Here is a 15743-nt window from a genome sequence, read left to right as displayed (position 1 = left end):
AGTCCTTCGGAGCCTCGAACAAGGCAAAAACCCATCAGCTACACCCCACCGCTCTGGGCATCCAGGGCACCAACCCCAGACACCTACAAACTTAGGGACAGCCCATGGCCATCGCACTCGATCCCCCCTCGCAATCCCCGATCGGTGACAGCGCCGATCTCGAACGTTTCGGATATCAGCCGGTGCTACATCGCAAGCTCGGCCGTTACGCCTCGTTCGCCGCGGGATTCTCCTTCGTCTCGATCCTCACCACCATCTTCCAATTCTTCGGATTCGGTTACGGTTTCGGCGGCGGCGCCTTCTTCTGGACCTGGCCGATCGTGTTCGCCGGCCAGTTCCTCGTCGCGCTGAATTTCGCGGAACTCGCCGCGCGCTATCCCATCTCGGGCTGCATCTACCAGTGGTCGCGCCGGCTCGCCGGTGAGGTGGTCGGCTGGTTCGCGGGCTGGATGATGATCATCGCCCAGATCGTCACCGCCGCCGCGGCCGCCATCGCGCTACAGGTGGTCCTGCCCTCGATCTGGAGCGGCTTCCAACTGGTCGGCACCGATACCGCCCTCACCTCCACCGACGGCGCGGCGAACGCGGTCCTGCTGGGCAGCGTGCTGCTCGTGATCACGACGGTGATCAACGTGATCGGCATCGATCTGATGGCCCGGATCAATTCGATCGGCGTCACCGTCGAAATCGTGGGTGTGCTCGCCGTCATCGCCCTGTTCTTCACCCATACCGAACGCGGCGCCGATGTGGTCCTGCAGACCGACCAGGCGGCGCCCGGCCCGTACTGGGCGGCGTTTCTGGTCTCCGGCCTGATGGCCGCCTACGTGATGGTCGGATTCGATTCCGCCGGAGAGCTTTCCGAGGAGACCAAGAATCCGCGCCGGGTCGCACCGCGCACCATCCTGCTGGCGCTCGCCGCCTCCGCCCTCGGCGGCGGCCTGCTCCTGCTGGGCGCGTTGATGGCCGCACCGAGCGTCAGCGACGGCCACCTGGCCACCGACGGACTGGCCTACGTGATCACCGCCAAACTCGACAGTCCGGCCGGCACCGTGCTGCTGGGCTGTGTCGCGGTGGCGATCACGGTGTGCACCTTGGCCATTCAGACCGCGGGTTCACGACTGATCTTCTCGATGGCCCGCGACGGCCGCCTGCCGTTCGCGTCCCGGCTGGCCGCCGTGCACCCGCGCTTCGGCACCCCGATCCTGCCCGCGGTGATCATCGGCGTGCTCGCCGTGGCGCTGCTGGTGGTGAACCTCGGCAACGCCGCGCTGTTCGCGACGCTGGCCAGCGTCTGCATCGTCACGCTGTACGTGGCCTATCTGCTGGTCACCGTGCCGCTGCTGATCCGGCGGCTGCGCGGGCTGCCCGCCGCCGAGCCCGGCCTGTTCTCGCTGGGTCGCTACGGCATCGCGGTGAACGTCGCCGCGGTGGTGTGGGGCATCGCGATGGCGGTGAATCTGGCCTGGCCGCGCCCGGAGGTGTACACGCCCGCCGGCGGCGACTGGTGGATGCTCTGGGCCGCACCGCTGTTCCTGCTCCTGACCGTCGCGGTGGGCGCGGTCGTGCACCGCATCGTCACACCCCGCGCCGCGTCGGCCGAGGCCCGGCCCGCGCCGCAACCCGCCTGAGGGACCTTTCCATCCGACTGCGAGGAGACACCATGTCCGCAACCGCCTCCACCGTCGGCGCCCGCGACCACGCGCGAGCGCAAGCCGCGGCCGCCACCGTCGCCGGCCCCGATCTGCCGGACGGCCTCGACCCCACGAAAGTGACCTTCGCCCAACGGGTTCCGGGCAACGGATACACCACCGCGGTGCTCGCCCGCGGCACCCGGCTCCGGCTGGCCGATCCGGACGGCGCCGCCGGTGCCCACCTGCTGCTCCTGCGGGCCGAGGCACCGTGGGAACGATTGAACGTCGCCGACACGATCAAGGTGCCGTGGCAGGCCTACCCGGGCCCGGGCCATCCGCTGCTCTCGGATCAGGGGCGCGTCATCGCCACGATCGTCGCCGACACGTCCGGCCGGCACGACACGCTGTGCGGACCGACCCCCGAGGTACGGCGAACGCTGCGGGTCGCGGGAGCGAAACACGGTCTCACACCGCGCGATATCGGCCCTTCGGTCGCACTGTTCCGCGGTGTGCGCGTCGGCGCGGACGGCACCCTCACCGCCACCGGCAGCGCCGGCCCGGGCAGCTCCGTCGAATTGCTGATCCACCTGCCGCTGACCGTCCTGATAGCCAACGGCACGCATCCGCTCGACGACCGGCCCGCCACGCCGCTGGACGTGGTCGCCTGGCGCGGCGCCGGGGAGCCGGAGGGCACCGAAGACACCGAGCCGGAATATCGCCGGGCCGTGGAGAACACCGAACAGGCCTGGCTGGCCGCACACGATCCGGAGGCGATCGCATGACCACCGTGACCGAACGCACCGTCGTCCTGGACGAGACCGTGGCCGCCTGCGCGCCGTGGTCGACCGTGGTCCGGGCGGGCCAGCAGTGGCAGATCATCGACCTGTACGGAAACCAGGCGGTGGACTGCCTGCTCTACTCGGCCGCCGACCACGCCGACCGCTACAGCGCCCAGGCGACCGTCGCCGCCCAGCGCAACATCTTCCTGACCACAGGCAGCGTGCTCCGTGCCGAATCGGGGACGGCACTGATGACAGTGGTCGCCGACGAGGTCGGCAACCACGACACCATCGCCGGCGCGTGCTCGCAGGAATCCAACACCCTGCGCTACGGCCACCACACCCGCCATCAGCACGCCTGCGTGGAGAACTTCCTCACCGAGGCGTTGCGATGGGGGCTCGGCAAACGCGATCTGGTCTCGAACATCAACTGGTTCATGAATGTTCCGGTCGAGGCCGACGGCACCCTCGGCATCGTCGACGGGCTCTCCGCACCGGGTAAGTCGGTGACGCTGCGTGCCGAGATCGACACCCTCGTCCTGATCTCCAACTGCCCGCAGATCAACAACCCCTGCAACGGATTCGATCCGACGCCGGTACGCATGGTGGTGACGCAATGACGACAGCGACCGAAATCGAGTTCGGCACAACGACTCCGGACACAGAAGCCGCCGGCATCGAGGTGGTGCGCCCGGGCATGCTCACCACCGTGCAGGACTGGCCGGGCCGCGTCGGCTACTGGCACGTCGGTGTCCCGCCGTCGGGACCGATGGACGACCTGTCGTTCCGGCTCGGCAACCGCGCGCTGGGCAACGACGAGGGCGCGGCCGGACTCGAATGCACCCTCGCGGGGCCGGCGCTGCGATTCCGCACCGCGACCCGGGTGTGCGTGACCGGTGCGCCCGCGACGGTGACCGTCGACCGCGAGCGCGTACGGCAGTGGCGCACCCTGGAGGTCCCGGCGGGCGGCACGCTGGATATCGGCGCCGTGCAGGGGCCGGGGATGCGGACCTACGTGCTGTTCGCCGGCGGTCTGGACCTGCCCGACTATCTCGGCAGCGCGGCCACTTTCACACTCGGCAGGTTCGGCGGTGGCACCGGCGCCGCCCTTCGGGCCGGCGACCGGTTAGCCCTCGGCGAGGCGACCGGCCCCATCGGGGCCGGCGTGCCGATGGCCGAGCAGCCGGTGCTGACGCGACGATGGGAACTCGCGGTCACCGAGGGTCCGCACGGCGCACCGGAATTCTTCACCCGGGCCGATATCGACACCATCCTGGGCACCGACTACGAGGTGCATTTCAACTCCGATCGGACCGGAGTGCGGCTGATCGGACCGAAACCGCACTGGGCGCGCAGCGACGGCGGCGAGGCCGGACTGCATCCCTCGAACATCCACGACACCGCCTATTCGGTCGGCGCCCTGGACTTCACCGGCGATACGCCGATCCTGCTGGGGCCGGACGGTCCCAGCCTCGGCGGATTCGTCTGTCCCGTCACGGTTGTCGCGGCGGAGCGCTGGAAACTCGGCCAGCTCTGTCCGGGTGACACCGTGCGCTTCGTCCCGGTGCGCGCCGACCGCGCCGCCTCGATCCGCGCTCTGGGCCCGGCCCGGCGCGCCGACTGGCCGATCGTGCTGTCCGACGGCGGTGACGGCGACGACGGCATCCTGGCCCGCGCCGACGCCGACGACACCACCGCCGTCACCTATCGCCGTGCCGGCGACGACGGCGTACTCGTCGAATACGGTGATATGACACTGGATCTCGGGCTGCGCGCCCGCGTCCACGCCCTGCACCGGCATCTGCTCGAATACGCCGGGCCGGGGATCACCGAACTGACACCCGGAATCCGTTCGCTGCAGGTGCGTTTCGATCCGGACCGGCTGGCCACGCCGAAACTGTTGCGACTGCTGCGCGAGGCCGAATCCGCCCTGCCCTCGGCCGCGGAACTGGTGGTGCCGAGCCGCACGGTGCACCTGCCGCTCTCGTGGGACGATCCGGCCACGCGGGAGGCCATCACCCGCTATATGCACGGCGTGCGGGCCGATGCGCCGTGGTGCCCGTGGAATATCGAGTTCATTCGCCGGATGAACGGATTGGGCACGGTCGCAGACGTTTTCGATACCGTCTTCGCCGCCGAATACCTCGTGCTCGGGCTCGGCGACGTGTACCTCGGCGCGCCGGTCGCCACGCCGACCGATCCGCGCCATCGCCTGGTCACCACCAAATACAATCCGGCCCGCACCTGGACGCCGGAGAATGCGGTCGGCATCGGCGGCGCCTACCTGTGCATCTACGGCATGGAGGGGCCCGGCGGCTATCAATTCGTCGGCCGCACCACACAAGTGTGGAACCACCGGTCCACCGGCGAGGCCGAAGATCCCTGGCTGCTGCGGTATTTCGATCGCATCCGCTGGTATCCGGTATCCGCGGAGGAACTGCTGGACCTGCGGGCCGACGTCGCCCGCGGCCGTGGCGTACTGCGTGCGGAGGAGGGCGAATTCCGTCTCGCCGAATACCGCGATTTCCTGTCCGCCAACGCCGAATCCATCGCCGCCTTCCGCGCGGTTCAGGCGGAAGCGTTTGCCGCCGAGCGTGATTCGTGGCAGGCGGCGGGCGAATTGCACGAACGAGGATGAGGACACCGACGTGAGCATCTGGATTCACCGCTGTGCCGACGATCCGGGCGCGCACGGCCCGGGCCCGCTGGCAGGCCTGCGGGTCGCCGTCAAGGACAACGTCGACGTAGCCGGCCTGCCGACGACCGCAGGCTGCCCGGACTACGCCTATCTACCCGACCGCGACGCGCCCGCGGTCGCGGCCCTGCGCGCCGCGGGTGCGGTGGTGGTCGGCAAGACCAATATGGATCAATTCGCGACCGGTCTGGTCGGCACCCGCTCTCCCTACGGTCCGGTCTCCGATTCGCGGCGGCCCGAATTCATCTCGGGCGGTTCGAGTTCCGGGTCGGCGGTGGCCGTCGCGACCGGTGCGGCCGATATCGCCATCGGCACCGATACCGCGGGTTCCGGGCGCGTTCCGGCGGCGCTGCAGGGCATCGTCGGCATCAAACCGACCGTGGGAGTCGTCTCCACCGAGGGGGTCGTCCCGGCCTGCCGTTCCTACGATTGCGTGACGATCTTCGCCGCCGACCCGGCACGTGCCGACCAGGCGATGGGTGTGATGGCCGCCGGGGCGCCCGGGCGTGCCTGGCCCGCCGATACCAGGCTGGCGGCGCCGCCGCGCCCGACCGTCGCGATCTTCGCCGACCTGCCGGAACTCGACCCGGTGTGGCGGGCGGCCTTCGAGCGGGCCGTCGCCGTGTTACGGCAGCGCGGCGCGACCATCGTGGAGATCGACCCGGAGCCGTTCCTGGCCGCGGCCCGGCTGCTCTACGACGGGGCGCTGGTCGCCGAAAGATACGCCGCGGTAGGCGAATTCGTCGAGTCGCGGCCCGACGCCGTCGACCCCACCGTCGCGAGCATCATCCGCGCCGCGGGCGCGATTCCGGCGCATCGGCTGGTCGCCGATCGCGCCGAACTCGAGCGCCTGCGTGCCCTCGCGATGGACAGTCTGGGTAACGCCGACGCCCTGATCGCGCCGACCGCACCGATGCACCCCACCATCTCGCAGGTCCAGGCGGATCCGATCGGAATCAACTCCCGCATGGGCACCTACACCAACTTCTGCAATCTGTTCGATCTGTGCGCGGTGGCCGTACCAGCCGGCATGGCGGGCGAATCCTGTTTCGGTGTCACGGTTTTCGCTCGGCCGTTCGAGGATGCGGTGGCCTTGGACATCGCCGTGTCGATCACCGGTGATGCGGAGATCACGCGGCCGTGGCCCCTCGCGGTGGCGCCGGTGTGCGAGCTGATCGTGTTCGGGGCCCATCTGCGCGGCCAGCCGTTGGAACACCAGTTGCATGCGCTCGGCGCACGCTGGGCCGGGCCGGTCCGCACGGCCGCGGCCTATCGCCTCGCCGCCCTGGACACCACCCCACCGAAACCCGCGGTGACCCGCTGCGAGGGTGGTGTGTCCGTCGCGGGCGAACGCTGGTCGCTCTCCCCTGCCGCCCTCGGCCGCTTCCTCGCCGCACTACCGGCGCCGATGCAGCTGGGCGCCGTCGAACTCGACGACGGCACCTGGCACACCGCATTCGGATGTGACGGGACCGCCGCCGCGGAAGGGAAGGACATCAGCGAATACGGTGACTGGCGCGCGGCCCTCGCGGCCGGGGCCGTGGGCTGATCAATCCAGGGCCGTGGCGACCGGACGCTCCGGATCCGACGACCACTGCGACCACGAACCCGGGTACAGCGCGGCCGACACTCCGACGACCGACAACGCCGCGATCTGGTGCGCGGCGGTCACCCCGGAACCGCAGTACACCGCCACCGGACCGGAGACGAGATCGGAGAACCGCGCCCGCAACTGGTCCGGAGTTTTGAAAGTGCCCTCGGACGTGAGGTTTTCCGCGGTCGGCACGCTCACCGCGCCGGGAATGTGGCCGGCGCGCGGGTCGATCGGCTCGACCTGCCCGCGATAGCGTTCCCCGGCTCGCGCGTCCAGCAGCGCGCCCGGCCAGCCCGCGACCTCGTCGGCATCCACCACCGGCATATTGCCGGGGGTGAGCACGACGTCGCCGGGCGCCGGGTCGGGTTCGGTGCCGACGGCCAGATCGCCGCCACCGCGCTCCCACGCGGGCAGACCGCCGTCGAGAATGCGCACGTCGCGCAGGCCCGCCCAGCGCAGCAGCCACCACGCCCGGGCGGCGGCCATGCCGCCGGTGGCGTCGTAGACGACCGTCGGCTCCCCGGTGCGCAGTCCCCAGCTGCGCGCGCATTTCTGCAGGTGAGTAAGCGTCGGCAACGGGTGGCGGCCGTGCGCCGGGGAGGGCGGGGCGGCCAGCTCGGTCTCCAGATCGACGAAGATCGCGCCGGGAATGTGGCCGGCGAGATAGTGCTGGGGACCGTCGGGATCGCCCAGCGCCCAGCGCACATCCAGCAGATGCGTCCGGCTCTCGCTGTCCGCCAGCGATTTCCGGAGTTCTTCGGGGGAGATCAGTACCGCGGTCAAGCCCGGCTCCTCAGTCAACAGATGTACCCGTGACGCGAACACGTGTCAGCCTACGACACGGGCGCGTCCCGGCGAGTCAGCATCCACCGCACGACCAGGCCCGCGACCACCGCCCAGAACGCGGCGCCGATGCCGAATACCGCGATCCCGGAGGCCGAGACCAGGAAGGTCACCGTGGCCGCGACGCGATGTTCGGCCACCCCGAGCGCCGCGGTGAGGGCGGCGGCGAAGGTGCCGAGGAGGGCAAGTCCGGCAACGGTTTCCAGCACACCGGCGGGCGCGGCGGCGGCGAGCGCGACCAGCGCCGCGGCGGCCGGGGCCAGCACGAGATAGGACGCCCCGGCGGCCATGGTGGCCGCCCAGCGCCGGCGCGGATCGGAATGGGCCGAGGGCGCGGCCGCCAACGCCGCGCTGATCGCGGCCAGGTTGATCGCATGTCCGCCCGCCGGGGCGCCCACGATGGTTCCCAGGCCGGTGACGGTCATCGACGCCCGCCACGGCACCCGATAGCCGAACGAGCTCATGACCGCCACGCCGGGGATGTTCTGCGCGGCCATCGTGACCACGTACAGCGGAATCGCGATGCCGATGACGGCCTGCCAACTCCAGTGCGGCACAGTGATTTCCAGCTTCGGAATCAGATCGGCGACCGGAATCGAGCGATGTCCGGCGATCATCGCGATTCCCGCCCCGGCCACCGCGGTGACGAAGGCGCCGGGCACCGCCCACCGCTGCGCGTACCGCTGCAGCACCACCCACACCACCAGCACGGGCGCCACCACTGCCGCACTCGAGGTGGTCAAGGCCCGCAGCGGCGCGAGGCAGAGCGGCAACAGGACACCGGCGAGCATGGCCTGCGCGATCTCGACCGGGATCGCGGTGATCAGCCGGCCCAGCCGTGACCAGCAGCCGGTGAGAACGATCAATACGCCGGTGACCGCGAACGCCCCCACCGCCGCGGGCCAGCCGCCGGTCACCGCGCCGGCGCCGGCCAGCAGCGCCGCACCGGGAGTCGACCAGGCGAGGGTGATCGGCATGCGATAGCGCCGGCTCAGGATCCACATGCCCAGCGCCTGGGTGACACAGACGGCCAGCAGGCCCGAGGCGGCCTGCGCCGGCGTCGCGCCGACCGCGGTCAGTCCCGCCAGCACGACGGCGAACGAACTGGTGAAACCGACCAGCGCCGCGATGATCCCGGCGCCGACCGCCTGTCCGGCACCGCCGGGCCCGTGCTCGCCCTCGACCGCCGCCTGGAGGCCCGGCTGTATCTCGGCGACATCGGGCGGGCGGGATGCGGAATCGGCGGTGGCAGTCACCGAGCTATCTTCGCGGGCGGCTGGCCCCGCCGTCAGCGGCCAGTACGCCGGAACTGGACCGAATTCTCGCCGGCATCGGATCGCCCTGCGTCGGTTCGTCCGGCGTCCTGTCGCGATGCTGCCGCCTCGTCGGCTCCGGCCAGTCGCTGCAGCAGCGGCGCGGTGCGCGGCCCGACCAACTGCTGCATGACCAGCGCCATATTGGTGCGCTGCACCCCCGCGATCTTCAGGATCGCGCCGGTGATCCGATACAGATCGTCGGCGTCGCGCGCGACCACGCGAACGGTCAGATCCGTCTGCCCGGTGGTGCCGCACACCTCGGTGACCTCGGGGATCTCGGCGAGTTCGGCCACCACGTCGGCGAGCCGATGCTGATCGACCACCACCGCGACGAAGGCCGCGAGCCGGTAACCGAGTGCGCGCGGGTCCACCCGCCGCTCGAATCCGGCCAGCACACCGGCGGCCTCCCATCGGGCGAGCCGGGCCTGCACGGTGTTACGGGACAGCCCCAGCCGCGTGGCCAGTTCCACCCCGGTGGCACGAGGGTTGGCAACCAGTTCCAGCAGCAGCCTGGCGTCGGTGGCGTCGATAGTCGCCGGAGCGGGTTCGGCACTGGGCATGTTACGCAGTATGACAGTTCTGACCCGGTCGGGATCGAGCATTGTGCACAGTTCGCATGTCGCCACTTGCGCATCCCGCTCAATCGTGGATGCTGTGAAGTACAGCACACAGCTGGCGAAGAGCAGTCCGCCGGATCGCGAGGGACGGAAGACCCCGTCGTACGCGGCAACAAGGAGGTGACGGCTGTGCACAACACCACAACCAGGCACGACACCGGGACGAACCCCTATCCCGTGCAACTGGTTCAGCCCGACGGGCGCCGCGTTCTCGACCGCGAGCACGCGGCCCTGATCTCGGATATCGGTCCGGCCGAACTGCGCGAACTGTACGAGGACCTGGTCGTCACCCGCCGCATCGACGTCGAGGCCACCGCATTGCAGCGGCAGGGCCAGCTCGGCCTGTGGGCCCCGCTGCTCGGGCAGGAGGCATCGCAGATCGGCTCGGCCCGCGCGCTGCACGACGACGACTATGTCTTCTGCAGCTACCGCGAGGCGGGTGTCGCCTACTGCCGCGGCGTGGATCCCACTCTCATCACCCGGCTGTGGCGGGGCGTCGCGCATTCGTGCTGGGATCCGGACGAGATCAATATGACCAATCCGGCCATCGTCGTCGGCTCTCAGGGCCTGCACGCCACCGGTTACGCCTACGCCGCACACCTGGAAGGTGCGGAGATCGCGGTGCTGACCTACTTCGGTGACGGCGCCAGCAGTCAGGGCGATATCGCCGAGGCGCTCGGCTTCGCCGCCACCTGGAGTGCGCCGGTGGTGTTCCTCTGCCAGAACAACCACTGGGCGATCAGCGAACCGGTAGAGGTGCAGAGCCAGACGCCGATCGTCCGGCGCGCCTACGGGTACGGCATACCGGGCGTCCAGGTCGACGGCAACGACGTGCTGGCGGTGCTGGCGGTGACCCGCCAGGCCGTCGCCCGCGCCCGCGCCGGCGGCGGCCCCTCGTTCATCGAGGCCATCACCTATCGGATGGGCCCGCACACCACCGCCGACGATCCCACCCGCTACCGTTCGGCCGCGGAAACCGAACTGTGGAAGCGCCGCGACCCGATCGACCGCATGCGACGGCTGCTCGAGCGAGAGGGTTTGTGGGACAGCGACTTCGAGCGGAAGGTCACCGAGCGCGCCGACGCGGTCGGTGCCGCGGTCCGCACCGCGACCATCGACATGCCCGATCCGGATCCGATGCAGCTGTTCGAGCACGTCTACACCACCCCGCATCCCCTGATCGCCGCCGAGCGCGACGAGTACGCCGGATACCTGGCGGGTTTCGAGGAAGGAGTACGGGCATGATCACCACCTTCGCGAACGCGCTGAACACGGGGATGCGCCGGGCCTTGGAGGACGATCCGAAGGTCGTGCTGATGGGTGAGGACATCGGGCGGCTCGGCGGCGTCTTCCGGGTGACCGACACGCTGCAGAAGGACTTCGGTAACAATCGCGTCATCGACACGCCGCTGGCCGAATCCGGCATCATCGGAACGGCTTTCGGAATGGCACTGCGTGGTTTGCGGCCGGTGTGCGAGATCCAGTTCGACGGATTCGTCTACCCGGCCTTCGACCAGATCGTTTCGCAGGTCGCCAAGATCCACTACCGCACGCAGGGCAAGGTCCGCGCCCCGATCACCATCCGGATTCCCTTCGGCGGCGGAATCGGTTCGGTCGAACATCATTCGGAGTCGCCGGAGGCGTATTTCGCGCATACCGCCGGACTGCGCGTGGTGTCGCCGAGCACGCCCGAGGACGCGTATCGGCTGTTGCGCCAATCGATTGCGTGCGACGACCCGGTCGTCTTCTTCGAACCGAAGCGACGCTACTGGGACAAGGCCGATCTCGATTTCACCGCTCTGGACACCGATCCGCTGCCCATGCACCGGGCACGCATCCGCCGGTCGGGCCACGACGCCACCCTCGTCGCCTACGGCGGGATGGTCGCCACCGCCCTGACGGCGGCCGAAATCGCAGCCGGAGAGGGTCATTCACTCGAGGTGATCGATCTGCGCAGCCTGTCGCCGATCGACTTCGACACCATCGAGGAATCGGTGCGCCGGACCGGCCGGCTGATCGTCACACACGAGGCGCCCGTCTTCGCCGGACTCGGTGCCGAGATCGCCGCGCGCGTCGCCGAACGGTGTTTCTACTACCTCGAGGCGCCGGTCCTGCGCGTCGGTGGCTTCGACATCCCCTATCCCCCGGCTAAGCTCGAACGGCACCACATGCCAGACCCGGACCGCATTCTCGACGCGGTCGATCGAACCTTCGCCGCCTGATAACTGTTCGGACAGAGGTGCCCGTTGGAAGACCCTGCTGTGGACGACAACAATCACATACTCGAGTTCCGGCTGCCCGATCTCGGGGAGGGATTGACCGAGGCCGAACTGATCTCCTGGTCGGTGGCCGTCGGCGATACCGTCGAGCTCAATCAGACGATCGCCGAGGTGGAGACAGCCAAGGCGCAGGTGGAACTACCGTGTCCGTTCGCCGGGCAGGTCGCCGAGCTGCTGGCCCGGCCCGGTGAAACGGTGGCGGTCGGTGCACCGCTGATCAGAGTGCGCGCCGATGCCGGCGAAGCTTCCACGACGGCCGCCGAAGCTGCCGGAGCTGCCCGGGCCGACGCCGAGGGCCGCACGTCGGTGCTCGTCGGTTACGGCCCCGAGGCCGAAGCTCCCACCCGGCGTCGCACCGCGTCGAAAAACGGTGCGGCGAAGGCGAATTCGGCCGTGCCGGCACGCGGCGAGGAGATCCCGCCGGAGTTCCCGGGCCGCCCGCCCGCCACTCCGGCCGCCCGCCAGCTGGCTCGCGAACTCGGTATCAATATCGCCTTCGTGGCCGGCTCCGGTCCGGGTGGAGCGGTGACGGTCGAGGATGTGCGCCACGCGGTGCCGGTATCGCAGCCGCCGCGCCGAGTGCGGACCGAGGAGGAGGCCGCCGACGCGCCGCGTCCGGCCGCCCCGCCGGTGCCCACCATGCGGCCCGACGGCGGTGTCATCCGGCCGACGCCGAGCGAACGCGAAACCCGCACCCCGGTCAGCGGGGTCCGCAAGCGCATCGCCGCGGCCATGACCACCAGCGCCCGCACCATCCCGCAGGCCAGCGCGTTCGTCACCACCGATTTCACCGCCTCGATGGAACTGCTCGACCACCTGCGCAGCACCGACTCCTTCACCGGCCTGTCGCTCACTCCGCTGGCGCTGGTCGCGAAGGCGACGCTGGCGGCGATCGCCGAATTCCCGGGGATCAACTCCTATTGGGAGGACGAGGCCAATCAGATCGTCACCAAGCATTACGTCAATCTCGGCATCGCCGTGGCCACCGAACGCGGCCTGCTCGTCCCCAACATCAAGGAGGCGCAGTCGCTGAGCCTGCGCGAACTGTGCCGGGAGATCGGCTGGCTCGCCGATGTGGCACGCGCCGGCTCGGCGACCCCGGCCGATCTGCGCGGCGGTACCTTCACCATCAGCAATGTGGGTGTCTTCGGTGTGGATACCGGTGTGCCGCTGGTCAACCCGGGCGAAGGCGCGATTCTGTGCCTGGGTTCGATCCGGAAACGCCCCTGGGTGTACCGCGACGAACCGGCGATCCGGTGGATCACCACGCTCGGTGTGAGCTTCGATCACCGCATGATCGACGGGGAACTCGGCGCGCGGTTCCTGTCGACGGTGGCCTCACTGCTCGAGGATCCGCTGACCCTGCTGGGCCGGGTCTGAGGTTTCCCGGGGCGCCGGTGCCTAGGTCTCGTCGGTCACCAGCGCGGCGGCGGCGCGGCGGATGATCGCCGGGATCTCGACCGATTTGCGAGTCTCCTTGTCCACGTAGACGTGCACGAAGGTGCCGGTGGCGGCCAACTCCAGATCTTCCCCCGTGGTGTCGGCGGCGGTGCCGGCGTCCAGGACGCGGAAGATCGCCAGATCGTAGGTGATGCTGGAGCGACCGAGGCGGCTGATTCGCAGCCCCACCCGCAGTTGGTCGGGAAAACTCAGCGAGCCCAGATACTGGCACGAGGTCTGTGCGACCACGCCGATCGCGGGCAGTTCCCGGATGTCGGTGCCGGTCGCGGCCATCAACCAGGCGTTGACCGCGGTGTCGAAGTACGAGTAGTAGGTCACGTTGTTGACGTGGCCGTAGTGGTCGTTGTCGGCCCATCGGGTCGGCACCGGCCAGAGCACCGGATAGTCCTGCTGAGTGGTCACCGCCCCGACAATAGTGACGCGACCGGAGCGACGCGGGCGGAGGCGGCGGTGAACCCGGCGCGCCGCCGAAACGTGTCGGTGGTAGGTCATACACTCGAATCGAAACCGGTTACATCCGGGGCCCGTGCGGTGACGTCGACGATGCCGTGATCGTTCGGGAGACGGGGAGCTGCCGACCGCGGTCGGCGCCGCCGAATCAACGACGCTTCGACGCACTCCTCCGCTCCGGAGTCGTACCCGCGGGGCAGGCGCTTCGGGTGTTGGGCCCCAAGGGGATCCGCGTGCCGGGCCGCCCGGTCCGGCACGGCCTCTCGTGCGGTGAACAATCGGTGCGCGCCCGGTACCGTCGAACCGATGCATTCATCGGTGGAGACGACACCGCGCGGGACGGTTGCTCCGACCGCTCGCCGCGCGCGGGCAGCGGTGTTCGCGACTTTCGCGCTCAACGGGTTCCTGGCCGCGATGTGGGTGGTGCACATTCCGGTCATCACCGATCGCACCGGGGTATCGCACGGAACCCTGGGATTACTGATTCTGGTGATGGCCGGCAGCGGCATCGTCGGTATGCAGGCGGCGGGTCCGCTCGCCGACCGCTTCGGCAGCCGGGCTCTGGTCGCCGCTGCCGTCAGCTGGCTGATCGTGGCGGTGAGCGGGCCGGCGTGGGCGACCGGACCGATCCAGCTCGGCCTCGCGCTCGCGATCTTCGGTTTCGGCAACGGCGCGCTCGACGTGTCGATGAACGCCCAGGCCGTGCAGGTCGAGCGGGTCTACGGCCGGCCGATCATGGCCGCGTTCCACGCACTCTTCTCCTGCGGCGGCCTGGTCGGCTCGCTCGCCGGCGCGGCGGCCATGCACGCCGGAGCCGATATCCGGGTGAGTTTCGCGGTCGCGGCGGTGCTGGGCCTGCTGGTGATGCTGGCCAGTGTGCCGAGTCTGCTCCCCCGCCCGCACACGACCTCGCACATCGAACCCAGCGCCGCGGTGGCCGAATACGCCGCGCCGGCCGCCGACCACGCGGGCACCGCCGCCGCGGTGGCTCGCGAATCGGACGTGAAATCCGCCGTGGCACCGCAGGATTCCCGCATCCGACGCGGCGAATCCGTGCGGCGGCGCATCCGGCGTCTGCTCCCGCCGAAGGTACTGGCCTTGGCCGCCATCGCTTTCGCCCTGCTGATGGCCGAGGGCGTGGCCAACGACTGGAGCGCCCTGCAGACACACGAACACCTGGGGGTCGGCGACGCCACCGCCGCACTGTCGTTCGGCGCGTTCTCCATCGCCATGACCGTCGGCCGCTTCACCGCGGACCGGGTCAGCGAACGCTTCGGCCGCATCGCCGTCGTCCGCTGGGGTGCGGTCCTCGGCGCCGCCGGCCTCGCCGTCATCATGGTCTCGCCGTGGCTGCCGCTGAGCCTCACGGGCTGGATCCTCGCCGGCCTCGGCCTCGCCGGCGGCGTCCCCCAAATCTTCACCGCCGCAGGCAATCTGGGTACCGCCACCGCCGCCACCGACATGTCCAAGGTCTTCGGCCTCGGCTACCTCGGCTTCCTCGCCGGCCCCTCGGTCATCGGCTGGCTCGCCCAACTCACCTCCCTCACCCTCGCCTTCACCTTCCCCCTGATAGCCGTCCTGCTCTGCGCCCGGTTCGCAGGGACCGTCGGGGACGCACAATCGTCGGCGCCGACTACGTCATCGACGGCGGAACGTTGAAAGTCGCCTAGCCGCTACCGTTCGTGCTTGTGTCGCAGGCCGTTGCCCAGCGCCACGGCCGCGGCCGGCCAACACTCAGCACCGCGAAGCTGAATCACGTAGGCGTGCAGCGACGGCACGCCGGTGTGCACGGGAGTTGGCGCTACTACCGACCGAGGTCGACAATGCGCCGAAACTCGACGCCGATCCGGTGGCGAAATTGCTCGCGGGTTTGTCGGTAGGGACCGAACTCGGCAAGTCCAATGCGGCGAGTACGCAAGCCAAAGACGTTCTGAAGGCGCGTTTCGACGAGTTCTCAGCCCTGTTGGTGACGTGTGCAGACAGCTTTCACGGCAACGACCAAGACGCCGCTCAGCGCCTCGCCGCTGTCGCGGATCTGAATTCCGGCGACCCGCACGCGGGCCGGTAGCCATTTTGCC

General features: G+C 69.7%; 13 protein-coding genes and 1 pseudogene. 10 read left to right on the top strand and 4 right to left on the bottom strand.

The window, feature by feature from the left end; translation table 11 throughout:
• Positions 1-104 precede the first annotated feature (104 nt).
• Genes IG65_RS0105185 through atzF form a run of 5 tightly spaced genes read left to right on the top strand, consistent with a single transcriptional unit; the run spans position 105 to position 6654 of the window.
• Entirely contained in the window at positions 105-1628 is a 1524-nt protein-coding gene (locus IG65_RS0105185; protein ID WP_030513663.1) for an amino acid permease, read from the top strand.
• A 32-nt stretch (positions 1629-1660) separates the two neighbouring features.
• The gene (locus IG65_RS0105180; RefSeq protein WP_030513662.1) at positions 1661-2413 is read left to right on the top strand and encodes a DUF1989 domain-containing protein; all 753 of its coding nucleotides are present in this window, start codon (positions 1661-1663) and stop codon (positions 2411-2413) included.
• Positions 2410-3030 (top strand): urea amidolyase associated protein UAAP2, encoded by a 621-nt coding sequence (locus tag IG65_RS0105175; RefSeq protein ID WP_030513661.1) that lies wholly within the window; start codon positions 2410-2412, stop codon positions 3028-3030. Before IG65_RS0105180 ends, IG65_RS0105175 begins: the two co-directional genes overlap by 4 nt.
• Positions 3027-5048, top strand: a complete 2022-nt coding sequence (locus tag IG65_RS0105170; RefSeq protein ID WP_081879259.1) for a 5-oxoprolinase/urea amidolyase family protein — start codon at positions 3027-3029, stop codon at positions 5046-5048. Before IG65_RS0105175 ends, IG65_RS0105170 begins: the two co-directional genes overlap by 4 nt.
• A gap of 10 nt (positions 5049-5058) precedes the next feature.
• Positions 5059-6654, top strand: a complete 1596-nt coding sequence (gene atzF, locus IG65_RS0105165) for an allophanate hydrolase (protein ID WP_030513659.1) — start codon at positions 5059-5061, stop codon at positions 6652-6654.
• On the opposite strand, the gene IG65_RS0105160 is transcribed toward atzF, so the two are convergent.
• The 3 genes and pseudogenes from IG65_RS0105160 to IG65_RS0105150 form a co-directional block, all read right to left on the bottom strand.
• Positions 6655-7470 carry a sulfurtransferase gene (locus IG65_RS0105160; RefSeq protein WP_030513658.1) on the bottom strand — a complete coding sequence of 272 codons (816 nt, stop codon included), beginning with the start codon at positions 7468-7470 and terminating at the stop codon, positions 6655-6657.
• A gap of 62 nt (positions 7471-7532) precedes the next feature.
• Positions 7533-8750: a benzoate/H(+) symporter BenE family transporter gene (locus IG65_RS0105155; RefSeq protein WP_051755402.1), complete on the bottom strand. Its 1218-nt coding sequence runs from the start codon at positions 8748-8750 to the stop codon at positions 7533-7535.
• A 185-nt stretch (positions 8751-8935) separates the two neighbouring features.
• A pseudogene (locus IG65_RS0105150) lies at positions 8936-9418 on the bottom strand (Lrp/AsnC family transcriptional regulator); the annotation flags it as partial.
• Between the two features lie 186 nt (positions 9419-9604).
• Here IG65_RS0105150 and pdhA point away from each other — a divergent pair.
• From pdhA to IG65_RS0105135, 3 genes are read left to right on the top strand one after another with little or no spacing between them, the layout of a single operon-like run.
• Complete coding sequence (gene pdhA / locus IG65_RS0105145) at positions 9605-10720, top strand: pyruvate dehydrogenase (acetyl-transferring) E1 component subunit alpha (RefSeq protein ID WP_051755373.1); 1116 nt, start codon at positions 9605-9607, stop codon at positions 10718-10720.
• Positions 10717-11697 carry an alpha-ketoacid dehydrogenase subunit beta gene (locus IG65_RS0105140; RefSeq protein WP_030513654.1) on the top strand — a complete coding sequence of 327 codons (981 nt, stop codon included), beginning with the start codon at positions 10717-10719 and terminating at the stop codon, positions 11695-11697. Before pdhA ends, IG65_RS0105140 begins: the two co-directional genes overlap by 4 nt.
• Before the next feature lie 24 nt (positions 11698-11721).
• Complete coding sequence (locus IG65_RS0105135) at positions 11722-13134, top strand: dihydrolipoamide acetyltransferase family protein (RefSeq protein WP_051755371.1); 1413 nt, start codon at positions 11722-11724, stop codon at positions 13132-13134.
• Between the two features lie 21 nt (positions 13135-13155).
• On the opposite strand, the gene IG65_RS0105130 is transcribed toward IG65_RS0105135, so the two are convergent.
• Complete coding sequence (locus IG65_RS0105130) at positions 13156-13617, bottom strand: thioesterase family protein (protein ID WP_231509055.1); 462 nt, start codon at positions 13615-13617, stop codon at positions 13156-13158.
• A 354-nt stretch (positions 13618-13971) separates the two neighbouring features.
• Between IG65_RS0105130 and IG65_RS0105125 the strand changes: the two genes are divergently transcribed.
• Positions 13972-15324: an MFS transporter gene (locus IG65_RS0105125; protein ID WP_051755401.1), complete on the top strand. Its 1353-nt coding sequence runs from the start codon at positions 13972-13974 to the stop codon at positions 15322-15324.
• Positions 15325-15460: 136 nt separating this feature from the next.
• Positions 15461-15733, top strand: a complete 273-nt coding sequence (locus IG65_RS0105115) for a hypothetical protein (protein ID WP_051755368.1) — start codon at positions 15461-15463, stop codon at positions 15731-15733.
• Positions 15734-15743: the final 10 nt, after the last annotated feature.

This window comes from Nocardia sp. NRRL WC-3656, assembly GCF_000720265.1.
In the GTDB taxonomy this organism is placed as follows: Bacteria; Actinomycetota; Actinomycetes; order Mycobacteriales; family Mycobacteriaceae; genus Nocardia; species Nocardia nova.
This window is presented reverse-complemented; position numbering and strand designations above follow the sequence as displayed.

What these genes read in the sequence shown, in the direction of transcription:
- IG65_RS0105185 (WP_030513663.1), top strand. Translation starts at nt 105, where the DNA reads ATGGCCATCGCACTCGATCCCCCCTCGCAATCCCCGATCGGTGACAGC.
- IG65_RS0105180 (WP_030513662.1), top strand. Translation starts at nt 1,661, where the DNA reads ATGTCCGCAACCGCCTCCACCGTCGGCGCCCGCGACCACGCGCGAGCG.
- IG65_RS0105175 (WP_030513661.1), top strand. Translation starts at nt 2,410, where the DNA reads ATGACCACCGTGACCGAACGCACCGTCGTCCTGGACGAGACCGTGGCC.
- IG65_RS0105170 (WP_081879259.1), top strand. Translation starts at nt 3,027, where the DNA reads ATGACGACAGCGACCGAAATCGAGTTCGGCACAACGACTCCGGACACA.
- IG65_RS0105140 (WP_030513654.1), top strand. Translation starts at nt 10,717, where the DNA reads ATGATCACCACCTTCGCGAACGCGCTGAACACGGGGATGCGCCGGGCC.
- IG65_RS0105125 (WP_051755401.1), top strand. Translation starts at nt 13,972, where the DNA reads ATGCATTCATCGGTGGAGACGACACCGCGCGGGACGGTTGCTCCGACC.